At 53.9% G+C, this 21,657-nt stretch carries 19 protein-coding genes and 1 pseudogene; 9 read left to right on the plus strand and 11 right to left on the minus strand.

The annotated features are described in order from the left end of the window. Positions 1-19: 19 nt before the first annotated feature. The 4 genes from rodZ to ndk all read right to left on the minus strand — a co-directional run bounded on the left by rodZ (position 20) and on the right by ndk (position 3,683). Entirely contained in the window at positions 20-1,009 is a 990-nt protein-coding gene (rodZ, locus tag DES54_RS10605) for a cytoskeleton protein RodZ (protein ID WP_113867194.1), read from the minus strand. After that, a complete protein-coding gene (gene pilW / locus DES54_RS10610; RefSeq protein WP_113867195.1) occupies positions 999-1,760 on the minus strand; it encodes a type IV pilus biogenesis/stability protein PilW in 762 nt (253 codons plus the stop codon). Before pilW ends, rodZ begins: the two co-directional genes overlap by 11 nt. 111 nt (positions 1,761-1,871) lie before the next feature. After that, positions 1,872-3,068, minus strand: coding sequence for a dual-specificity RNA methyltransferase RlmN (gene rlmN, locus DES54_RS10615; protein ID WP_113867197.1), 1,197 nt, complete (start codon positions 3,066-3,068; stop codon positions 1,872-1,874). 183 nt (positions 3,069-3,251) lie between these two features. Next, positions 3,252-3,683: a nucleoside-diphosphate kinase gene (gene ndk / locus DES54_RS10620; protein WP_113867198.1), complete on the minus strand. Its 432-nt coding sequence runs from the start codon at positions 3,681-3,683 to the stop codon at positions 3,252-3,254. Between the two features lie 356 nt (positions 3,684-4,039). Between ndk and DES54_RS10625 the strand changes: the two genes are divergently transcribed. From DES54_RS10625 to DES54_RS10640, 4 genes are all read left to right on the plus strand, one after another. Further along, positions 4,040-5,602 carry a PTS transporter subunit EIIC gene (locus DES54_RS10625; RefSeq protein WP_113867199.1) on the plus strand — a complete coding sequence of 521 codons (1,563 nt, stop codon included), beginning with the start codon at positions 4,040-4,042 and terminating at the stop codon, positions 5,600-5,602. Positions 5,603-5,615: 13 nt separating this feature from the next. Beyond that, the gene (locus DES54_RS10630) at positions 5,616-6,977 is read left to right on the plus strand and encodes a 6-phospho-alpha-glucosidase (protein WP_113867201.1); all 1,362 of its coding nucleotides are present in this window, start codon (positions 5,616-5,618) and stop codon (positions 6,975-6,977) included. A gap of 93 nt (positions 6,978-7,070) precedes the next feature. Then, on the plus strand, positions 7,071-7,940 hold the full coding sequence (sseA, locus tag DES54_RS10635) for a 3-mercaptopyruvate sulfurtransferase (RefSeq protein WP_113867203.1): 870 nt from the start codon (positions 7,071-7,073) through the stop codon (positions 7,938-7,940). Positions 7,941-7,975: 35 nt separating this feature from the next. After that, positions 7,976-8,758 carry a MurR/RpiR family transcriptional regulator gene (locus DES54_RS10640; RefSeq protein WP_113867205.1) on the plus strand — a complete coding sequence of 261 codons (783 nt, stop codon included), beginning with the start codon at positions 7,976-7,978 and terminating at the stop codon, positions 8,756-8,758. Positions 8,759-8,784: 26 nt separating this feature from the next. Here the strand turns inward: DES54_RS10640 and sseB are convergent, their stop codons facing one another. From sseB to trmJ, 6 genes and pseudogenes are all read right to left on the minus strand, one after another. Next, positions 8,785-9,579 carry an enhanced serine sensitivity protein SseB gene (gene sseB / locus DES54_RS10645; protein WP_113867207.1) on the minus strand — a complete coding sequence of 265 codons (795 nt, stop codon included), beginning with the start codon at positions 9,577-9,579 and terminating at the stop codon, positions 8,785-8,787. A gap of 91 nt (positions 9,580-9,670) precedes the next feature. Next, a complete protein-coding gene (gene pepB, locus DES54_RS10650) occupies positions 9,671-10,966 on the minus strand; it encodes an aminopeptidase PepB (RefSeq protein WP_113867208.1) in 1,296 nt (431 codons plus the stop codon). A 97-nt stretch (positions 10,967-11,063) separates the two neighbouring features. Beyond that, a pseudogene (locus DES54_RS10655) lies at positions 11,064-11,228 on the minus strand (iron-sulfur cluster assembly scaffold protein); the annotation flags it as partial. After that, on the minus strand, positions 11,201-12,427 hold the full coding sequence (locus DES54_RS10660; RefSeq protein ID WP_113867211.1) for an IscS subfamily cysteine desulfurase: 1,227 nt from the start codon (positions 12,425-12,427) through the stop codon (positions 11,201-11,203). The gene DES54_RS10660 and the pseudogene DES54_RS10655, both read right to left, overlap by 28 nt. A gap of 176 nt (positions 12,428-12,603) precedes the next feature. Continuing rightward, the gene (iscR, locus tag DES54_RS10665; RefSeq protein WP_113867212.1) at positions 12,604-13,098 is read right to left on the minus strand and encodes a Fe-S cluster assembly transcriptional regulator IscR; all 495 of its coding nucleotides are present in this window, start codon (positions 13,096-13,098) and stop codon (positions 12,604-12,606) included. A gap of 130 nt (positions 13,099-13,228) precedes the next feature. Next, positions 13,229-13,957, minus strand: coding sequence for a tRNA (cytosine(32)/uridine(32)-2'-O)-methyltransferase TrmJ (gene trmJ, locus DES54_RS10670; protein WP_113867213.1), 729 nt, complete (start codon positions 13,955-13,957; stop codon positions 13,229-13,231). Between the two features lie 119 nt (positions 13,958-14,076). Between trmJ and suhB the strand changes: the two genes are divergently transcribed. The 4 genes from suhB (at position 14,077) to DES54_RS10690 (ending at position 18,040) form a co-directional block, all read left to right on the plus strand. Continuing rightward, positions 14,077-14,880: an inositol-1-monophosphatase gene (gene suhB, locus DES54_RS10675; protein ID WP_113867215.1), complete on the plus strand. Its 804-nt coding sequence runs from the start codon at positions 14,077-14,079 to the stop codon at positions 14,878-14,880. A gap of 170 nt (positions 14,881-15,050) precedes the next feature. Then, positions 15,051-16,175 (plus strand): ABC transporter substrate-binding protein, encoded by a 1,125-nt coding sequence (locus DES54_RS10680; RefSeq protein ID WP_113867216.1) that lies wholly within the window; start codon positions 15,051-15,053, stop codon positions 16,173-16,175. 6 nt (positions 16,176-16,181) lie between these two features. Then, complete coding sequence (locus DES54_RS10685) at positions 16,182-17,252, plus strand: FecCD family ABC transporter permease (protein ID WP_113867217.1); 1,071 nt, start codon at positions 16,182-16,184, stop codon at positions 17,250-17,252. Then, a complete protein-coding gene (locus DES54_RS10690) occupies positions 17,249-18,040 on the plus strand; it encodes an ABC transporter ATP-binding protein (protein ID WP_113867219.1) in 792 nt (263 codons plus the stop codon). Before DES54_RS10685 ends, DES54_RS10690 begins: the two co-directional genes overlap by 4 nt. Before the next feature lie 278 nt (positions 18,041-18,318). Here the strand turns inward: DES54_RS10690 and glyA are convergent, their stop codons facing one another. Then, complete coding sequence (gene glyA / locus DES54_RS10695) at positions 18,319-19,572, minus strand: serine hydroxymethyltransferase (protein ID WP_113867220.1); 1,254 nt, start codon at positions 19,570-19,572, stop codon at positions 18,319-18,321. 386 nt (positions 19,573-19,958) lie between these two features. Between glyA and paeY the strand changes: the two genes are divergently transcribed. Then, a complete protein-coding gene (gene paeY / locus DES54_RS10700) occupies positions 19,959-21,623 on the plus strand; it encodes a pectin acetylesterase PaeY (protein WP_113867221.1) in 1,665 nt (554 codons plus the stop codon). The last annotated feature ends 34 nt before the right edge of the window (positions 21,624-21,657 follow it).

Here is a 21,657-nt window from a genome sequence, read left to right on the forward strand (position 1 = left end):
ACATCACGTAAACGTTACGTTATTCCGCGGCCAGTGTAAGGCGAGCTACTTGATTGCTTCTCACAAACTGGCTCAAATCGACGGGTTTACCCTGGAATTGGATCTGGACCGCGGCGGGCGCGCCGATCTTGAGTCTATACGGCGCCTGACCATTCAGATTCAGTGAGCCGCCATTACGCTGCATACCGCTGAACAGTTTTTTACCGCTGGCGTCAAGCACTTCCAGCCAGCAATCCGCGTTGAAACTCATGACCAGCGCATTGTCGCTGGCCGCAGGCGGGGTTGGATTTTCGCTCGAAGCTGTCTCGGTCGCCGGGGCAACCTCGACTGAACTCAACGCGGCGTTATTGTTATCCGGCTGCAAGGGTGTGGTCGGTTGCGAGGCAACAGACGGCGATGCGGGCTGAGGGGGGATCATCGCAGGATTAGCAAGCGTCTCAGGCGGCGTCACCCCCGGCAAGGGCAACTCCACCGGCGTGGAAACGCTCGAATCCGCTGGCGGTTCGCTGTTATCCATCAGCGGCACAGACTGACCTTCGCTCTGCGCCTGCATTGAACTGGCATGGTCCACCATACTGTTGATTTCCTGCTGCTGCGCCTGATAGTTCTGCCACCACCATGCGCCAGTCAATCCCAGCACCACAATCACCACCAGCCAGGTGAACGTCATCAACCAACCGTCACGTTTTTTACGGCTTTTACCCAGAGAGAAACTCTGCATGGGAGCAACATTCGACACCTTCGGCGCCACATGTTTATCCAGCATCGGCAACAGTTCATCTTCGGGCAAATGAACCAGTTTGGCATAGGAACGGATATATCCGCGTAAAAATGTCGGCGCCAGCCCCGTTGGCGTATTACCTTCTTCTATCTCGCGAACGGTGGAAAGCTTAAGGCACAAACGCTCAGCAACGCTCTGCTGAGTCAACCCCAGCCGCTCACGCGCCTGACGTAAACGTTCGCCGGGAATGGTTGATTCTGTATTATCTTGAGTGGCTTCAGTATTCATTAGCTAAGAACTGCTGGTACTGTTTAGATTGTGGAAAATTTCGCGCCAGCGATTTGCCATAACGTTCAATATCCTCATCATAGCCAGCTAACGCGGCGAAACGAATCTGTAACCATAAACTCTCGGCGCTGGCCGGAAGAATATGCTGATAAATGTCCAGGAGCCAGTTGGCTTGCTCATATTTTCCGCTGGAAAACTGTTTATCAGCCTCTGCCAACAGCATAGCACCTTTGGCAGGATCATACTTTATAGCCCGGATTAACAATCTGCGCGCTTCATCATTCTGTCCGGCTTTGAAAAAGCAATAGCCCGCGTTTTCCAGCGCATCCGCAACCTGACTGTAATCAGGGAGTTGCGCTGCCGCACTAAACTGTTTCTGCGCCGCTACATATTGCCCTAAACTACACAGAAACGCACCGTAATTATTCATCACGCTGCCGTTTTCAGGCGCCAGCGCAAACGCGCGCTGATAACGCCGCCCGGCAGATTCATTTTCACCGATGCGCTGCTCATAAAGCGCCATGCCCAACTGGGTGCGATAATCCCGCGGCGCGGCATCCAGCGCTTTTTCAAGATTCTGACGCGCCGCCTCCAGATTATTGCGCGCCAGATATTCCAGCTCCAGTTGCAAACGGGTCTGCGCAATCATGGGAGTAACGTTTTCACGGGATGAATGATTACCGCATCCCGCCGACAAAACCGCCATGATTACCACCAGCCAACCGGTTCCTTGCCTTAACTTTCGCATCATCCCTGACGTCCTTTTATTAGGGTTCCATCCCGCGCCCATCATCAGTCATCGCCCGACCTGGCCCGCGTCATAAATATTATCGCGCTCATTAACGGCCAAGACAATTAGGTATCAGACCGTTTTAACCGCGATAGGTTCACCCGCCATTTTTTTCTTCAGCGTGCGCTTGGTTCTGTCCACCACTTCGCCGGCAAGCTGACCGCAGGCGGCATCAATATCATCGCCACGGGTTTTGCGCACAATCGTGGTAAAGCCATACTCCATCAGCACCTTGGAGAAGCGATCGACACGGCTATTCGAACTGCGGCCATAGGGCGCGCCCGGGAACGGGTTCCACGGGATCAGGTTAATCTTGCATGGGGTGTCTTTCAGACGTTGTGCTAACTGATGGGCATGTTCCGTGCCGTCGTTGATATGATCCAGCATCACGTACTCCACCGTCACGCGTCCCTGATTGGCATTGGATTTCGCCAGATAGCGCCGTACTGCGCTCAGGAATGTTTCGATGTTGTATTTCTTATTCAGCGGCATGATTTCGTTACGGATTTCATCGTTTGGCGCGTGCAGGGAGATCGCCAGCGCGACGTCGATCATGTCGCCCAGTTTGTCCAGCGCCGGCACCACCCCGGATGTCGACAGCGTGACGCGACGTTTCGACAGACCAAAACCGAAATCATCCAGCATGATTTCCATCGCCGGCACCACGTTGGTCAGGTTGAGTAAGGGTTCGCCCATACCCATCATCACCACGTTGGTGATAGGCCGCTGACCGGTGACTTTGAACGCGCCGATGATTTTGGCCGCCCGCCATACCTGACCGATGATTTCAGATACCCGCAGGTTGCGGTTAAACCCCTGCTGCGCGGTGGAACAGAATTTACACTCCAGCGCGCAGCCGACCTGGGAAGAGACACACAGCGTGGCGCGATCTTCTTCGGGAATATAGACCGTCTCGACACGCTGACCGCCGACCAAAATCGCCCACTTGATGGTGCCGTCAGATGAGCGTTGTTCGTCCACCACTTCGGGCGCACGGATCTCGGCGACTTCCTGTAACTTGCCGCGAAAGGCTTTGTTGATATCCGTCATCTGGGTGAAATCATCACAACAATAGTGATAAATCCACTTCATCACCTGATCGGCGCGGAAAGGTTTCTCGCCAAGCGAGGCGAAAAACTCCCGCATTTGCTGACGGTTAAGATCCAGCAGATTGACTTTTCCCGCACTGGTTTTGGCAGGTTGAGAGGCGACGGCAGACGCCGGTGAAAATTCGGACACGATTTGCTCAGACACGATTTGTTCAGACATAGGAACCCAGGCCTCGTTATTACACGTTATGGCGCTAAAGAAGGATGATAAAGAAACGCCCCGGACAAGCGCAAGCTCATCCGGGGCGCGGCATTGTACAAAGTTTAAAACAGGGAAGCCACCATCGCCGCACTTTTTATGCGCCGAACATCAAACCAACACCCGGCGGCCCCGCGCCGGCGCTTACCGGTTACGCGGACAAATTTCATCGGTGCTGAAGAAATAGGCGATTTCACGTTGAGCGGATTCAAGGGAATCAGAACCATGCACGGCGTTTTCAGTGAAACTGTCGGCATAATCGGCGCGCAGCGTACCGGCCAGCGCGTTCGCCGGGTTGGTCGCGCCCATGATGTCACGGTTGCGCTGCACCGCATTTTCACCTTCCAGTACCTGAACCATAATCGGGCCGGAAATCATGAACTCAACCAGGCCGTCAAAAAACGGTTTTCCCTGATGCTCAGCATAAAAGCCTTCAGCCTGCTCACGGGTCAGTTGCAGCATTTTGGCGGCGATAATTTTAAAACCCGCGCTTTCAAAGCGTGCATAAATGGCCCCAATCGCATTCTTGGCGACAGCATTGGGTTTTACGATGGAAAAGGTACGTTCTACCGTCATATTGACCTCATTAAATTACTATCAGATAGCAGCCGGATTGGAGAAATAATAACCCCAGCCAGTGAAAGTAGCGCAGATTATAGGGGCAGCAAGCGCTGTTGCCTATCGGCGGAATAACATTTTGTTAAAAAACATTAGCTTTTGCCCTACTTCACTATCGATATTGCTGACGTCCGGTGCGGTTTCAATCGGGAACATCACATGATGTAACAAATCATCGGCGATCATAATTCTGAACGTTACTTGTAACATTATGGGTTATTTGTTTTTAAAACAATAAGATAACTGGATATTTCACTTCATTCGCTGCTAGCCTTGCGCTGTACCCCTAATAATGGCCACCAAGAGGGCTGATAATGAAAAACGCGGTCAATGCATTACAGAATTTTGGTAAATCCCTGTACGGGCCAGTGCTGATATTACCGATTGTCGGGCTGTTCATCGCGTTTGGCAACGTGTTCGGCAACGGTAATCTGGCCGGATATATTCCCTTGCTTAATCACCCGTTGATTCAGGATTTTGGTCAACTGGTTTCCAAATCTGCGGTGGCTATTCTGGCGAATCTGGCGCTAGTTTTCGCTGTCGGCATTCCTATCGGGCTGGCAAAGCGCGATAAGGGCTACGCGGCGCTGATCGGTCTGGTGGCGTTCATCATCTTCATCAATGCGATGAACATTACCCTTCAAATTCAAGGAAAACTGGCGCCAGTCGCCGAAATGCGCGCCGCCGGACAAGGCATGGCGCTCGGCGTTCAAGTCCTGGAGATGGGCGTTTTCGCCGGTATTCTGATCGGCGCCCTGGCCGGTTATCTGTATAACCGCTATTCCGGCAAACAGTTCGACGGCTTGATGGCGATCTATTCAGGTCACTGCTTCGTCGCCATTTTAGTGATCCCGTTGGCAATTGCCCTCGGTTTCGTCATGAGCGCCATCTGGCCGTTCGCCCAGGCAGGGATCAGCCAACTGGCGTTTGCCATTCAAGGCGCCGTTCCCTTTGGCGTCGCCATCTATGGTTTTCTGGAACGCATTCTGATCCCAACCGGGTTACATCATCTGGTCTACACCCCGTTCCTGTATACCGAACTGGGCGGGATGGCCGAGGTGTGCGGCAACCTGTATCAAGGCGCACGTAATATCTACTTTGCTGAGATGGCTTGCCAAAGCGTCAAACAACTCAGCCCGACGGTGGTATGGGATGCGCGCGGCATCAGTAAAATGTTCGGTCTGACCGCGGCGGCGCTGGCGATGTATGTGACCGCCAAACCAGAAAAACGCATGGCGGCCAAAGCGATTCTGATCCCCGCCGCCTTTACCTCTTTCCTGCTTGGCGTAACCGAACCGCTGGAATTCTCTTTCCTGTTCGTCGCGCCGTTGCTGTTTGTGGTTCACGCCGTCCTGACCGGCCTGGGCATGATGCTGTTCTCTGTGCTGGGCGTTCACGCCATTGGCGCCAACGGCGTCATTGACTTCCTGCTTTACAACCTGCCGCTGGGCATTGAGAAATCCAATTGGCCGATGTACATCGTCGTCGGGTTGATCATGTCGGTGATTTACTTCCTGGTCTTCCGTTTCCTGATCCTCTATTTCGATCTGCCGACGCCGGGACGCGAAGCCAGTGAAGAAGACACCCGGTTGTACTCCAAAACCGAATATCAGGCAAAAGCACAGCAGCAGGTCAAAAACGATGCTCACCTCGTCGGCTCAACCATCATTGCCGGACTGGGCGGCAAACCGAATATTGAAGTCGTGGATAACTGTTACACCCGTCTGCGGGTAACGGTGCTGGACCCGACGATAGTTGACGACCAACAACTCAAAACCACCGGCGCCAAAGCCGTTATCCGTCAGGGTAACAATGTGCAGGTGGTATACGGACTTCACGTCAAAACCATACGCGAAGCAGTTGAAAACGCGCTTTAACAGGAGATTGACCATGACGAAACCCCCATTCATTCTGACTATTGCCGGCGGCGGCAGTACCTACACGCCAGGCATCGTAAAAAGTCTGATGGTGCGTCTCGCGGATTTTCCGCTGGCGGAAATCCGTCTGTACGACATTGACGGTCAGCGACAGGAAACCATTGCGCCCGTGGTTGAAAAAGTCATCCGCGATCATAGCCGCGAGATTAAATTCACCGTCACCACCGATGTGGAAACCGCGTTTAGCGGCGCGCACTTTGTCTTCGCCCAGATGCGCGTCGGTCAATACAAAATGCGCGAGCAGGATGAGAAAATCCCTCTGCGCCACGGCGTGGTCGGGCAGGAAACCTGCGGCCCCGGCGGATTGGCTTACGGCTTGCGCACCATTCTGCCGATGGTCGAACTGATCGATCTGGTGGCGCGTTACGCTCATCAGGACGCCTGGATCGTCAATTATTCGAATCCGGCGGCGATCGTCGCCGAAGGTATTCGCCGCCTGCGCCCCAACGCGCGCGTGCTGAATATCTGTGACATGCCGGTCGCCGCGATGCGTAATATCGCCGCGGTGCTGGGCGTTGACCGCCACGACATCACGGTGGATTATTTCGGCCTCAACCACTTTGGCTGGTTTACCCGCGTGCTGGTCGATGGCGTCGATCGCCTGCCCGAACTGCGCGAACATATCGCACGCTACGGCTTGCTGACCGCCGATGCAGCCGACACCGATCCGCAGCATGCCGATCCGTCCTGGGTTAAGACCTGGCGCAACATCAAGCCGATCATGGATCATTTCCCGGAGTTTGTGCCGAACCCGTATTTGCAGTATTACCTGATGCCGAATCAGATTGTCGAACATCAGAACCCCGATTACACCCGCGCCAATGAAGTAATGGACGGACGCGAGAAGAAACTCTTTGCGGCGGCGGCTCGCTATCAGGAAACCGGCGTACTGTCAGACGCCTTCCACGTTGGCGTGCATGGTGAGTTTATCGTTGACGTCGCCTGCTCGCTGGCTTTCGATCTGCGCCAGCGCCATCTGGTGATTGTGGAAAACAAAGGGGCGATAGCCAATCTGCCTTATGATGCGATGGTGGAAGTCCCCGCCTACATCACCGCGCAAGGGCCTGAACCGGTTCGTATGAGTAATGCGCCTCAGTTCCACCGGGCGCTGTTGGAACAGCAACTGGCTTCGGAACAACTGTTGGTTGAGGCGACGCTGGAAGGCAGTTATGAAAAAGCGTTGCAGGCCTTCACGCTGAATCGCACAGTACCCACCATGCAGCATGCGAAGGCGATTCTGGACGATATGATTGAGGCTAACCGTGAGTACTGGCCGCAGCTAAAACAAGCCTATACAGACGGCGTCGCTCAGTAAGCGCGTGCTTGTCGGAATAGAAGAAATCGCTGACAATGCCTCCACGGTTTCACATCGGGACTGACTGACCGTTAGCCCCGGCCTGGAGGAATTATGTCAGCATCTTCTTCTGCATCATTGGTTTCTAACGAATGGTTTGTTTCTGCCGCCTGGCTTGCCGAGCATCTTGACGACAGCGCGATCACGCTCCTTGACGCCCGAATGTTGCCGCCGGGCGAGACAATCCGCGATATCAATGCGGAATACCGTGCCGGTCATATTCCCGGCGCGGTATTTTTTAATATTGAAACCTTGTCCGATCACCATACCGACCTGCCGCATATGATGCCGGACAGCGAGGACTTTTCCCGCGCCATGAGCGGGCTGGGCGTCAGTCATCAGCAACACCTGGTTATCTACGATGAGGGCAATCTGTTCTCCGCCCCGCGCGCCTGGTGGATGCTGCACACCGTTGGCGTTGAGAAGATCTCAATTCTCGCTGGCGGACTGGCTGGCTGGAAAAATCAAAACCTGCCACTGGAACAAGGTGCTGTCGAGCGAGCGCCTGCGGTTTTCGACGCCAGACCGAATAAGAAGGCGATCCGTCAACGTGATGAGGTGTTGGCGATCAGCCGTGATCGCTCCGCGCAGATTGTCGATGCACGCCCTGCCGCCCGCTTTAACGGTGAAGTGGACGAACCGCGCCCCGGCCTGCATCGCGGACATATTCCCGGCAGCCTGAATGTACCCTGGGGTGATCTGGTCGCCAACGGCGCGCTAAAACCGAATGCCGAACTCGCCGCCATTCTGCATCAGCATGGGGTGGATTTCAGTCGTCCGGTCGTTGCCAGTTGCGGTTCCGGCGTCACCGCCTGCGTGGTTATTCTGGCGTTGCACGTACTGAATGTCGCCAATGTGACGCTTTACGATGGCGCGTGGAGCGATTGGGGCAGCCGCAATGACATGCCCATCACGCTTGATTGATTCCCCGGCTGTCGTCAACGGTTCAGGAGCACCTTATGGATAACCGGCTGGCATCGCTGATGCAACGTGGTCAGTCGCTGACGCGCGCGGAATATCGCGTGCTGGCCTTTGTCGCGGAACATGCTTCTCTGATAGGGAAAATTACCGTGCGGGAACTGGCGCAACAAACCTACGTTTCTACCGCCACCATCATGCGTTTGTGTCAGAAAATCGGGTTCAGCGGTTACAGCGAGTTTATTTATCACTGTAAGCAACTGCTGACGACGCAGCCGCATTTGCCGCCAATGGCCGAACCTTGTGCCGTTAATCATCTTCCGGCGGCGTTTCAGCATTTTGTTGATAATTACCGACATACCTTTTCCTATATCAGCGCGCAAGAGATGGCCGCATTCAGCCAGATCTTGCGTCAGGAAAGCCATTTTTTCCTCTATGGCGCCGGTTTCTCCCACCTGTTTGCAGAATATCTGGCGAAAAAGCTTCAGGTTTTGGGTAAAGACGCGTTTTCTTCCGGGTTGGGCGATAGCAGAGGCATTTTTCTCAACAATGCACCCAAATATCAGGTGTTCATCGCCATTTCCCGCAGTGGTGAAACCGAGCAGGTGCTGGACAAGGTACGAGTTGCCAGAAATATCGGTATGAAGGTGATTGCGTTCACCAGAGCATCTCTGAATTCATTAGGCGAGCAGGCCGATCTGCATTTCCGTTTGTATGACGATGCGGTGCATTATGCGGCCGAGGCGGGTGAGATCAGTTCGTTTGAATCGAATCTGGTGATGTTGATCGATCTGTTATTGCTCCAGGCGACAACGGCGGATTGATCACCCGCCGCTACGCCGACACCGGTTCAGGCGTGACTGGTATCCTTGAAATCGCGCAGGAAACTACCCCATTTGCGCTCATAAAACGGCGTGGTGTGTTTGATCAGGTAGTGACTGATGCCAGGCTCATTTTCATTAACCACACAAAGATCAACCGGACGCTCATCCGCTGACGTATCGCTGGCGACGCTGCCTGCGGCGCGGATAATTTCCTCCACCTGTTGATCGGCTTCAATCCCGATGAGCAGATGCGGCGCTTTTTCATCCGGCTCCTGGATTTGCGCCAGAAATGCGCGGCGCACATGCCGATACTTGGTGAACAACTGGGTAAGAGAATCAATCATTTGCACCGGCATTTCGGCGGGCTGACCAATCACCACTTGAGTATCTTCCTCAACAATGCGCTGCTCGACCAATCCGTTACCTTCGCCGGACAGCATGTGTTGCACCTCCTGTGGCAAAAACTCTTTTCCATACGGCAGTTTGGGGTTGAGAAACAAGGTGGCGCCCAGTGTAATTTCAAACAGTGAACGGGCTGGTAATGCCAGAAAGGATTGTTCTTCGGTAATCACTTGCTGCAAGGCGGCCAGCGACGAGAAAAAAGGAATGGCGGAAGAACCGTCGGCCTTTTCCCAATGCTGAATCTGTACGTTGCCGCCCGCATGCAGGATCTTTTCACCACGCGCTTCACTTTCATCGCTGCTGCCTAAGACGAAGACAGTGGCTTCCATTAATTCGCTGAAAAACTCAGGCCGATGCGCAGGCTCGGTTGTGGCCATTACCAGCACCTCTTCCAGTTTATTTTGTGGTGAAAAATCCATACCTATCCTCAACCCTTGATTGCATTAAAAACCGGACGGCTGGTCCGGTTTTGCTGAACAGCACATTCCGGCAATGATAACTGAATCCTGACTATTCAGCTTTGCTCAACAGCAAATTCGCCAGCGTCCGCACGCCCAGCCCGGTGGCGCCCGGTGACCATTGCTCCACAGCGCCCTTGCGGTAGGTGGCGGAACAGTCGATGTGCAGCCAGCCTTGCTGATAATTCTTCACAAAATGCGATAAAAACGCCGCTGCCGTACTCGCGCCCGCACTGTGCGCGGCCCCGGCGACGTTATTCAAATCCGCAAAATTGGAAGGTAGTTGACCGCGGTGGAACGCTTCCAGCGGCAGACGCCAGAATGGTTCGTCTTCCTGTTGCGCGCTGGCCTGTAATGCCGCCGCCAGTTCATCATCAAAACTGAATAGCGCGTGATAATCATTACCCAAAGCGGTTTTTGCCGCACCGGTCAGCGTCGCGCAATCAATGATCCACTGCGGATGCTGTTCAGACGCGTCAATCAGTCCATCGGCCAGCACCAGACGCCCTTCCGCATCTGTGTTCATGACTTCAACGCTCTTGCCGTTGCGGTAACGGATAATGTCGCCCAGCTTGAACGCGTTACCGCTGACCATATTATCCGCACAACACAGATACAACTTCACCCGCTGCTTCAACCCACGCGAGGCGGCCAGCGCCAGCGCGCCCACCACGGTCGCCGCGCCGCCCATGTCCGATTTCATGGAATCCATAAAGCCGCTGGGTTTCAGGCTGTAACCCCCGGTATCGAAGGTGATGCCCTTGCCCACCAGACAGGCGAACACCGGCGCATCGGGATTGCCGGTCGGGTTGTAGTCCAGCGCCAACAGGACCGGCGCACGATCGGAACCCCGGCCAACGGTATAAATACCGGCGTAGTTCTGCTCACGCAGATCATCGCCTTTGGTGATGCGATAACTAACCGCATCGCAATCAACCTCACACAACAGATCGATCGCACGGGTCGCCAGTTGCTCAGGCCCGAGATCTTCCGCCGGCAGGTTGATGGTATCGCGCACCCAGTCAACAATCTTCAGACGGTCATCCAGTTCTTTCCGGTCAGCCTCATTCAGTTCCGCCCATTCCACCGTCCGCTGGCCTTTCGGCGCGCGATAGCCTTGCCAGAATGCCCAACTGTTCGCCAGATCCCAACCAACACCGGCCAGTTTGACGTGCCTGATGCCCTGACCGTCAATTTTACGGGCCGCACGTTGGATGGTCGCCAACGGAGATTTCCCATTCAAGTGAATGGTAAAACCGTTTTCATGCATACTTAATGACGCATTCTCTCCCCAGCGCGCATCCGCAGGTTGGGTGGAAAGTGAAATCAGCATCGCTTCGTTTTTCATAATTCGGCTCCAGACTGTTTTTCCGATAACCCGATGTGCGGGTCATCGCACAAAAATAGAGCGGGCCGCCCAGAGCAGCCCGTTATAGCAATGACTATTCCGCCTCGTTGAGCGGTTCGCCTTTTACCCACTCCGTCACCAGCGAACTGGACGTAATGGCGGAACCGCAGTCATAAGTCTTGAAGCGGGCGTCTTCGATAATCCCGGCGTCGTTAACCTTAATCTGTAACTTCATCACATCGCCGCAGGCCGGCGCGCCCATTCGACGCTGCTGATATCCACGCCTTGCTTGAACATTTCCCACAGCGGAGAAAGCTCGCGCAGACGGCCAATGGATTTACGCACCAACTCGATGGTGTAGTCGATCTCTTCTTCAGTGGTAAAACGTCCCAGAGAGAAACGGATCGAACTATGCGCCAGTTCATCGTTCATACCCAACGCGCGTAACACATAGGAGGGTTCAAGACTGGCGGAGGTACAGGCGGAACCGGACGAAACGGCCAGATCCTTGAGCGCCATAATCAGCGACTCGCCTTCAACATAGTTGAAGCTGACGTTGAGGATATTCGGCGCGCCCTGTTCAATATCACCGTTCAGATAGACTTCTTCAATATCATTGATACCGTGCCACAGACGATCGCGCAATGCGCGCAGGCGCACCACCTCGGCGTCCATTTCTTCTTTGGCGATACGGTAAGCTTCGCCCATGCCGACGATTTGATGAACAGGCAAGGTGCCGGAGCGCATACCGCGCTCGTGGCCGCCGCCGTGCATCTGCGCCTCGATACGAATACGGGGGTTGCGGCGAACGTACAGTGCGCCGATGCCCTTCGGACCATAAATTTTATGGCCGGAGAAAGACATCAGATCCACTTTTAACTGGCTCAGATCGATGGGCAACTTACCCACGCTCTGGGTGGCATCGACATGAAAGATGATCCCGCGGCCACGGCACATTTCGCCGATGCTCGCGATGTCCTGCACCACGCCGATTTCATTGTTCACATGCATGATGGAAACCAGAATGGTGTCATCACGCATTGCGGCTTGCAGTTCTTTCAGGTCGATAATACCGTTGCGTTGCGGCGCAAGATAGGTGACGTCGAACCCTTCGCGCTCTAACTGGCGGCAGCTATCCAGCACGGCTTTGTGTTCTGTCTTGCTGGTGATGATGTGTTTGCCTTTCTTCTGATAGAAGTTGGCGGCGCCTTTAATGGCCAGATTATCCGACTCTGTCGCGCCGGAGGTAAAGACAATCTCGCGCGGGTCGGCCCCCACCAGTTCGGCAATCTGGTTACGGGCGATATCGACGGCTTCTTCCGCCTGCCAGCCGAAACGGTGGGAACGGGAAGCGGGGTTGCCGAAAGTGCCGTCCAGGGTCAGGCATTGCATCATTTTTTCAGCGACCCGCGGATCAACCGGCGTCGTCGCTGAATAATCCAGATAAATCGGTAACTTCATTGCTCATAAACTCCCTACATCACTTCAAAACGTGCAAAGCGTCTTGTTTTATTAGCAGACTGTCTATCCGCAGCCTTTCGGTTAAACGCCATGCGCTGTTGAAAATCAATGACAAAAAATAACTGGCGGGAGGCTTGATTTGGCGGATCGAACGATCCGCCGACGCGAATGAATGATCAGGCGCGCAGATTGACGTTGATCGTGTCCTGAATCCGACCGTTGGCGGTGCGACGGGTATCGGTGTCCTGTCTGTCCGCCACATCCAGCACTTCTTTATTGTTGACCAGTTCATCCAACGTAATGTTGTTCAGAAAGTCAGTAATTCGGTCGCTCAAATCACGCCACAGCGTATGGGTCAGGCAACGATCGCCGCCCTGACAACTTTCACGTCCCTGACAACGCGTGGCGTCGACAGATTCGTCTACCGCCGAAATCACCATGCCCACCGCGATTTCATCAGCGCTTTTGCCCAACAGATAACCGCCGCCCGGACCACGCACGCTGGCGACCAGACCGTTTTTACGCAGGCGTGAAAACAATTGTTCCAGATAGGAGAGTGAAATTCCCTGACGTTCGGAAATATCAGCCAGCGGAACCGGGCCTTCTTTAGAATGCAGCGCCACATCAAGCATGGCGGTAACAGCATAACGGCCTTTAGATGTCAGTCTCATGATAGTGATACCTGTAGATAAAACATGTATTATGAAGACATGTATTAGCAGAACATAGCCTGAGTCTGACATTCCCGAGTGTTACAGTCAACTATTTAACCAAGTAATTCACTCAAGTATTATTCATCCATTATGCATCATTATTCTTCTTCTGAATCGAACTCAGTATCCCGCGCAGGATATTCAGTTCCTGACTTTCCGGCTTGGCTCGCGTAAACAGCCGACGCAGTTTGTTCATCACCTGCCCCTGATGCGCCTGTCGGATAAAACCGGTTTCCATCAATGTCTTTTCAAGGTGCTGATAAAAACGCTCCAGATCATCCACCAGCGGATAAGGCGTCTCGCCGTGGACTTCCTTACCGACGGCAAGACGATCCAGATGGGCGACGCGCACTTCATAAGCCAGAATCTGCACGGCCATCGCCAGATTTAACGAACTGTATTCAGGGTTGGCCGGGATAGCGACATGATAATGGCATTTCTGTAATTCATCATTCGTCAAACCGACGCGCTCACGACCGAAAACCAGCGCCACCGGCGCATGTTCGGCTTCCTGCGCGGCGCGCACGCCGCATTCGCGCGGTTCCAGCATCGGCCAGGGTAAGGTTCGGGAGCGGGCGCTGGTTCCCACCACCAGACTACACCCTTCAAGCGCCTGATCCAGCGTGTCCACCAGCGCGGCGTCGCCAATAACGTCACTGGCGCCCGCCGCCAGAGCGATGGCCTGGGAATCGGGTTTTACCAGCGGATTAACCAGATACAGCTTGCTTAATCCCATGGTTTTCATTGCTCTGGCAACGGAACCCATGTTGCCGGTGTGGGATGTTTCAACCAGAACAATGCGAATATTGTGTAACATGTGAACTCTATCATGCGAAAAGGAAATCGGAATATTCTAACACAGACTTAGATATTTTCCTTTTCCCCTGCTATAATGCGCCCCGTTTTCTGTTCTTTAACATTCTAGTGGACGATACCATGCATCCGATGCTCAACATCGCTATACGCGCTGCGCGTAAAGGCGGTAATTTAATTGCTAAAAATTACGAAACCCCTGACGCCGTGGAAGCCAGTCAAAAAGGCAGCAACGATTTTGTCACCAACGTCGATCGGGATGCAGAGCGTCTGATCATTGAAGTCATCCGTAAGTCTTACCCGCAACACACCATTATTGGTGAAGAGTGTGGTGAGTTGGTTGGTGAAGATCAGGCTGTACAATGGGTTATCGATCCACTGGATGGCACCGCCAACTTCATTAAACGCCTCCCCCATTTCGCTGTTTCCATTGCTGTGCGCCTCAAAGGCCGCACGGAAGTTGCCGTTGTTTATGATCCGATGCGCAACGAACTGTTCACCGCCACCCGTGGTCAAGGGGCGCAGTTGAACGGTTATCGTCTGCGCAGCAGCAACGCACGCGATCTGGATGGCACCGTTCTGGCTACCGGTTTCCCATTCAAAGCGAAGCAACATGCCAAAAGCTATATCAATATTGTCGCCGCGCTGTTTACTCAGTGCGCGGATTTCCGTCGCACCGGTTCCGCGGCGCTTGATCTGGCCTATGTCGCTGCCGGTCGTGTTGACGGGTTCTTTGAAATCGGTCTGAAACCCTGGGATTTCGCCTGCGGCGAACTGCTGGTGCGTGAAGCCGGCGGCGTCGTGACCGATTTTGTCGGCGGCCATAATTACCTCACCTCGGGTAATCTGGTGGCGGGTAACCCACGCGTCGTGAAATGTATGCTGGCAACCCTGCGTGATGAACTGAGCGATGCGCTGAAACGCTGATACATTTTCTGACAATATCCCAATCCTCTTCGCCAGCCTTGGGCTGGCGTGTTGTTTTTTTAGTTACGCATTACCGAATTGCCCATTATTCGTCTTATCCGCACTACCCTGAGTTGATAATAATTATTAAAATCATTTTCCTTCAATGGAGAGAAGTTCAGGAAATGATTATGTTTAAAAAACCTTTCACCTCGTTGTTGCTGGCTACGGCACTCTGCGTTTCATTCGCCAGTTACGCGACCCAGTACCCCTTAACCGTCACCGATATGGATGGACGGCAGGTCGAAGTAAAACAGCGTCCCCAACGTATCGTGATACAGGACGGACGGGACATTACAACCCTGGCGCTGCTGGATCGGGAGAATCCGTTTGAACGTCTGGTCGCCTGGAACAACATTCCCAAAAAATCAGACATCGCATTCTGGAACATACTGAAAGGCAAATGGCCGCAAGCTGAAAATGTGCTGGATATGAAATCCGGCGACAATGGCGCGATTGAACTGGAAACCTTACTATCCAGACAACCGGATTTGATGGTAGCGCAATTACGCGCCAAACCGTCACTGAGTGAAAGCGGCGTGTTGGGTAAACTCAACGCGCTCAGTATCCCGGTGTTATTTATCGATTCAGAGGTCAACCCGGTCAAAAACACCGCGGATAGCGTCGATTTGCTGGGCAAAGTGTTGGATAAAGAAGACAACGCCAAAGCCTATACCACATTCTATCGCCAGCACCTGGCCGCCATTCAGCAGAAAACCGCGACGCTGCCCAAAAAAGCCAATGTGTTTGTCGAAGCCTGGGCCGGACGCTCGGAAAGTTGTTGCTTCAGCCATGCGCATAACGGCTGGGGCGGCATGGTCGAAGCGGTCGGCGCCAACAATATCGGTTCTGAATTGCTGCCAGGCGCCAATGGCTATGTGTCGCTGGAAAAACTCATCAGCATGAAACCCGATGTTTACATCATGACCGGCGCCAAACGCAACTCCAGCACCAGCATTACGCTGCCGCTGGGCTACAATGCCGATAAAACCGACATTGCCGAAAAAGCCCAAAAACTGGTGTCTCGCCAGGGGGTGAACCAAATCCCTGCCGTGAAGCAAAAACAGGTATTTGGCGTTTATCATCCGTTCTATAACCATCCTTACAACATTGTCGGTATGGAATATCTGGCCAAAGCGATTTATCCGCAGACGTTCACTGATCTGAATCCTGACGATAGCTATCGTCATATCATCAAAAACTTTACCTCGCTGCCTGATAATGATTTTATCTTTGCCTGGAAAGAAGGTGAGTAAGCGTTAATGAGTACAACCACTGGACCTACCGCTCTGGATGACGGCGCCGTGATGGACGACTATCGCGGCATCATCCGACGCCGCGTGAGCATCATGACAATGCTGCTGCTGGTTATCATCGGCTCGCTATTGCTGGATTTCACGATGGGGCCATCAGGGTTGAAGCTGGATGCGCTCTGGCAGGCGCTGACCGATCCGGCCAGCGTGGATGCCGGGACGCGCGTTATCGTCTGGAATATTCGCCTGCCTTACGCGCTGATGGCGGTGGTTGTCGGCATGGCGCTGGGGCTGGCCGGGGCGGAGATGCAAACCATCCTGAATAACCCGCTGGCCAGCCCGTTTACGCTGGGCGTTTCCTCTGCCGCGGCGTTCGGCGCGGCGCTGGCCATAGTATTAGGAATTGGCCTCCCCGGTATTCCCGATCAGTGGTTTATCTCCGCCAATGCGTTTCTATTCGCCCTGCTCGCCGCCTTGCTGCTTGACGCCATTACCCGCTGGACGCAGGTCGCCACCTCCGGCGTGGTGCTGTTCGGTATCGCACTGGTGTTCACGTTCAATGCGTTGGTTTCCATGCTTCAGTTCGTTGCCAACGAAGATACGCTGCAAGGCCTGGTGTTCTGGACGATGGGCAGCCTGGCGCGGGCATCGTGGGAGAAGCTGGGCGTCCTGTTGCTGGTGCTCGTCGTCGTCATGCCGCTGTCGCTGATGAGTTCGTGGAAACTTACCGCCTTGCGGTTAGGTGAAGATCGCGCCGTCAGCTTTGGCATCAACGTTCGGCGTTTGCGTTTGGCGAGCTTGCTGCGTATCAGCATTCTGTCGGCCATCTCAGTGGCGTTTGTCGGCCCCATCGGATTTATCGGTCTGGTCGCGCCGCACATTGCGCGCATGATATTTGGTGAAGATCATCGTTTTTACCTGCCTGCGAGCGCACTGACCGGCGCGTTGGTGCTATCGCTGGCCTCTGTCGCCTCGAAGAATCTGATCCCCGGCGTGATCATTCCGGTCGGTATCGTTACCTCACTGGTCGGCGTGCCGTTCTTCCTGAGTATTATTCTGCGCCATAGGGGAAATGTATGAGCCGGCAAGGATTAAGACTTTCGCACTTTCGCGCGGGCTATCCCAAACGTCAGGTTATTCGCAATCTGTCGGTTCCGCTGTTGCCTCGCGGGAAAATCACCATCCTGCTGGGTCCTAACGGCAGCGGTAAATCGACCTTGCTGCGTGCGATGGCCGGACTGAACCCGTCCGAAGGCGAACTGTGGCTGGATGACAGCAACCTGATGCAGTTGCCTTTCGCACAACGGGCCGAAAAAGTGGTTTATCTGCCGCAATCGCTGCCAGCGGGCGTGCATCTGCACGTACTGGAATCGATTATCGCCGCGCAGCGCGCCTCCGGCGGCTTGCATACCGCGGTTCAGCAGGCCGAAGTCATGACCCTGTTACGACAACTGGGTATTGAACATCTGGCCTTGAACTACCTCGATCAACTTTCCGGCGGACAAAAGCAACTGGTGGGACTGGCGCAATCATTGATTCGTCAACCCTCGTTATTGCTGCTGGATGAACCGCTCAGCGCGCTGGATCTCAACTACCAGTTCCATGTGATGGATCTGGTGCGTAAGGAAACACGTAAGCGGAATATCATTACCGTTGTCGTGGTGCATGATATCAACATCGCGTTGCGTCACGGCGATCACGTATTGATGCTGCAAAACGGTAACCTGATCGCGGACGGCGCTTCCGCCGACGTGATAAGCCCGGAAAGCCTGTCTGCGGTTTACGGCGTGCGGGGACGCATCGAGCGCTGCTCGCAGGGCGTCGCGCAGGTGATTATCGACGGGCTGGTCAGCGAACCCACGACGTAGTACACATAACGTAGTACACATAACGTAGTACACACAGCCTTGTACAAAATAGATCGCGTTTATGGATGTCCCACTGTTTCAGGTGGTGTGATGGCTAACAGTGGGACGAATAAACAACGCCGGAACAGCCAACAGCGCCCTCACCCAGAATGTGCCTCCCAGCAAAGACTCAAACAGGAAGCCGGAAACCATCGTCATAGATGAAAAACGCCAGCACGTCGGCTGGCGTTGATGTTTGGCGGAAAGCCGTAAAGACTTTCTCAGGGGAAAGTTTGAGATTAAGCGTAAACCGGGAAACGGGCGCAGACATCCAGCACTTTTTGTTTAACACGCTCAATCGTGGCTTCGTCGTTGATGTTATCCAACACATCACAGATCCAACCAGCCAGTTCACGCACTTCCGCTTCTTTAAAACCCCGGCGCGTGGCGGCCGGCGTACCGATACGCACGCCAGAAGTCACGAACGGGCTTTTCGGATCGTTCGGCACGCTGTTTTTATTAACGGTGATATTGGCCCGGCCCAACGCGGCGTCCGCCTCTTTGCCGGTGATGTTTTTGCTCACCAGATCCAGCAGGAACAAGTGGTTGCTGGTGCCGCCGGAAACCACGTTATAACCACGAGACAGGAATACCTCGACCATCGCTTTGGCGTTTTTCGCCACCTGCTGCTGATAAATCTTGAACTCAGGCTCCATTGCTTCTTTCAGCGCGACGGCTTTACCGGCGATAACATGCATCAGCGGGCCGCCCTGTCCGCCAGGGAATACCGCGGAGTTCAGTTTTTTATACAGTTCCTCGTCGCCGCCTTTCGCCAGAATCAGACCACCGCGCGGGCCTGCCAGCGTTTTGTGGGTGGTGGTGGTCACGATGTGCGCATGAGGAACCGGATTCGGATACACGTCCGCGGCAACCAGACCGGCGACGTGCGCCATATCAACAAACAGATAAGCGCCGATGCTGTCGGCGATTTCGCGCATTTTTGCCCAGTCGACCACACCAGAGTAAGCAGAGAAACCACCGATGATCATTTTTGGTTTGTGGGTGTGAGCCAGTTGCGCCATTTCTTCGTAATCGATCTTGCCGCTTTCATCAATGCCGTAAGGGATCACGTTGTAGAGTTTACCAGACAGGTTAACCGGGGAACCATGAGTCAGGTGGCCGCCGTGCGCCAGGTTCATGCCCAGAATGGTATCGCCCGGCTGCAACAGCGCGGTATAGACGGCAAAGTTAGCCTGAGAACCAGAGTGAGGCTGGACATTGGCATAATCCGCGCCGAACAGCGCTTTGGCGCGATCGATAGCCAGTTGCTCAACCACATCCACATACTCGCAACCGCCGTAATAGCGTTTACCCGGATAGCCTTCAGCATATTTGTTAGTGAGTTGAGAACCCTGCGCCTGCATGACGCGCGGGCTGGTATAGTTTTCGGACGCAATCAGTTCAATGTGCTCTTCCTGACGCACCACTTCCTGCTCCATTGCTTGCCACAGTTCGGCATCATAATCGGCAATGTTCATTTCACGCTTTAACATCCGCATCTCCTGACTCAGCTAACTTAAATATACTGGGAAACAATCACCCGTTTGGGTACTGGCCTATAGTGTAAACCGTTTATCGCTGTTGAAGATAGGCCTTGACAGAGGTTTTTACGCAAACGATTAGCCATAGGCGGTACAAGGCTTGAGAGGATTTATTACTCGCAACGGGAAGCAGAGATTTCTTCATTTTCAAGCTGTTTGTTTTTCATATTGACTCGCCAGCCCGCATTTTCCGACCATGCCGTTGCAGATGAGTAAAAAACAAAAAACAGCACTTTTTAAATGACTGAATCTATAAAAATCCCCGCGATCTGTTCGACAATAGGCGCAACCCGTTTTCAACACTTTTTCCACTCATGCAACAAGGGATATGTTTAACCATGCTAAAACGTTTTTCCAAGGAGATGGCCTGCGCCATCCTGTTTTCAGTTCCCTGGATGAAGGTCCACGCCAAATCACCCGATGCCGCCCGTAGCGCCAACCCGCCCGCCGACATTGCGGCCATGCCAAGCGCCAGTCTGGGCGAAAACACCACCCTCACGGGCCGTCTGACGCACCGTGAAATCCATCTCCCCGCCACAATCATTATCCGGGATCAGCAAGGGCAGCGCAGGCAAACGCAAACGGAAGAGCAAGGGAATTATCACCTCGACATTTCAACATTAACGGCCCCGTTACGGCTTTCGGCCATCGAATCCGGCGGCAATAATTGCCTGCTCAATTACCTACCGCGGGCGATCTGTCTGACGGCATTGGCGCCATCACTACAATCGGGCAAAGAGAATATCGTCAACATCAATCCGTTAACCGATCGTATCCTTTCCGATGTCGCCGCCGCCACAGGCTATATCGGACCACAGCAACTGGCTGATGACGCAGCGTCGCCGACACTGGATACGGCGGCATGGGAAAAGGCCTATGGCGTTTTTCATGCCGGGTTTAACGCGGCGTTGAAGCAAGCGGGTATCGCCGCCCCCGTACGGTTTGATCCGTTGACCTATCCGTCCACCCAGCAGGAAGCCATGACCAATATCATCAAGGTCATTAATCATAACCGTAATTATGACAACAACACCGGTTATTCCGGGCATACGGTGCTGACCGATAGCAATTTTCGCCCGATCGTCGGTCTGAACGCTCAGGGCAATTATGAGCCATTGGATTACAAGTTCGCCCGCCAGCGTCTGGATGAGATGCAAAAAGCCAAAACCCGTATTTTTATCGTTGGCGACTCTACCGCGGCAACCTATGAAAAAGCCCGTTTTCCGCGCATGGGCTGGGGACAGGTTTTCGAACAACAGTTCAAAAAGAATAGCGGGGTAAAAATCGTTAATGCCGCCCGCTCTGGTCGCAGTTCACGCGATTATTTCCATGAAGGCTGGTTCCGCCAGATACAACCGTTGATGAAAGCGGGTGATTTCCTGTTCATCCAAATGGGACATAACGACCAAAACTGCAACAGCGCCAGACCGGTACGCGGCGCTGCCGATGTCGCCAACCTGTGCTCCTATCCCAACAATGCGCAAGGTGAACGTCAGGCTGCGCGTGGTAAACCGGATATGTCATTCCAGACATCACTGGAACGTTACCTCAATTTTGCCCGCCAGTATCAAATGACGCCCGTACTGCTGACCCCCACCGCGCGTGTACGCACGGCGGAGGGTAAAAACGGCATACCCGCGGTACACAGCCACTTTACGCGGCAAAATAGCGAAGGCGGATATGCCTTTGTCGGCGACTACAGCCAAACCATCAAAAACACGGCAACGGCCAATAACGTCATTCTGCTGGATATCGAACCCGCCACGATTGCACTGGCGAACCAGGGAGGCCGTAATCACTGGAAACAATACTGGCTGGCGGCGGACCCGAAGAAATACCCTTTCTATCGCAATCAGACGGGCAGCCTGACCACCCCGGATACCACGCACTTCCAGCAAAAAGGGGCGATCGCCGTTGCGGAAATAGTCGCCAAAGCCATTCGGCAAACACCTGAGTTGAAAACGCTGGCCGACAGCATGGTCAGCGAACGCCAGTCAAAATAAAGAAATAAAAAAGCCAGCCCGACCAGGACTGGCT

The organism is Brenneria salicis ATCC 15712 = DSM 30166 (genome assembly GCF_003315515.1).
GTDB classification, from domain to species: domain Bacteria; phylum Pseudomonadota; class Gammaproteobacteria; order Enterobacterales; family Enterobacteriaceae; genus Brenneria; species Brenneria salicis.

Excerpts from the sequence above, each read along its gene's own strand:
- rodZ (WP_113867194.1), bottom strand. The coding sequence starts at position 1,009 with ATGAATACTGAAGCCACTCAAGATAATACAGAATCAACCATTCCCGGC.
- pilW (WP_113867195.1), bottom strand. The coding sequence starts at position 1,760 with ATGATGCGAAAGTTAAGGCAAGGAACCGGTTGGCTGGTGGTAATCATG.
- rlmN (WP_113867197.1), bottom strand. The coding sequence starts at position 3,068 with ATGTCTGAACAAATCGTGTCTGAGCAAATCGTGTCCGAATTTTCACCG.
- ndk (WP_113867198.1), bottom strand. The coding sequence starts at position 3,683 with ATGACGGTAGAACGTACCTTTTCCATCGTAAAACCCAATGCTGTCGCC.
- DES54_RS10625 (WP_113867199.1), top strand. The coding sequence starts at position 4,040 with ATGAAAAACGCGGTCAATGCATTACAGAATTTTGGTAAATCCCTGTAC.
- DES54_RS10630 (WP_113867201.1), top strand. The coding sequence starts at position 5,616 with ATGACGAAACCCCCATTCATTCTGACTATTGCCGGCGGCGGCAGTACC.
- sseA (WP_113867203.1), top strand. The coding sequence starts at position 7,071 with ATGTCAGCATCTTCTTCTGCATCATTGGTTTCTAACGAATGGTTTGTT.
- DES54_RS10640 (WP_113867205.1), top strand. The coding sequence starts at position 7,976 with ATGGATAACCGGCTGGCATCGCTGATGCAACGTGGTCAGTCGCTGACG.
- sseB (WP_113867207.1), bottom strand. The coding sequence starts at position 9,579 with ATGGATTTTTCACCACAAAATAAACTGGAAGAGGTGCTGGTAATGGCC.
- pepB (WP_113867208.1), bottom strand. The coding sequence starts at position 10,966 with ATGAAAAACGAAGCGATGCTGATTTCACTTTCCACCCAACCTGCGGAT.
- DES54_RS10660 (WP_113867211.1), bottom strand. The coding sequence starts at position 12,427 with ATGAAGTTACCGATTTATCTGGATTATTCAGCGACGACGCCGGTTGAT.
- iscR (WP_113867212.1), bottom strand. The coding sequence starts at position 13,098 with ATGAGACTGACATCTAAAGGCCGTTATGCTGTTACCGCCATGCTTGAT.
- trmJ (WP_113867213.1), bottom strand. The coding sequence starts at position 13,957 with ATGTTACACAATATTCGCATTGTTCTGGTTGAAACATCCCACACCGGC.
- suhB (WP_113867215.1), top strand. The coding sequence starts at position 14,077 with ATGCATCCGATGCTCAACATCGCTATACGCGCTGCGCGTAAAGGCGGT.
- DES54_RS10680 (WP_113867216.1), top strand. The coding sequence starts at position 15,051 with ATGTTTAAAAAACCTTTCACCTCGTTGTTGCTGGCTACGGCACTCTGC.
- DES54_RS10685 (WP_113867217.1), top strand. The coding sequence starts at position 16,182 with ATGAGTACAACCACTGGACCTACCGCTCTGGATGACGGCGCCGTGATG.
- DES54_RS10690 (WP_113867219.1), top strand. The coding sequence starts at position 17,249 with ATGAGCCGGCAAGGATTAAGACTTTCGCACTTTCGCGCGGGCTATCCC.
- glyA (WP_113867220.1), bottom strand. The coding sequence starts at position 19,572 with ATGTTAAAGCGTGAAATGAACATTGCCGATTATGATGCCGAACTGTGG.
- paeY (WP_113867221.1), top strand. The coding sequence starts at position 19,959 with ATGCTAAAACGTTTTTCCAAGGAGATGGCCTGCGCCATCCTGTTTTCA.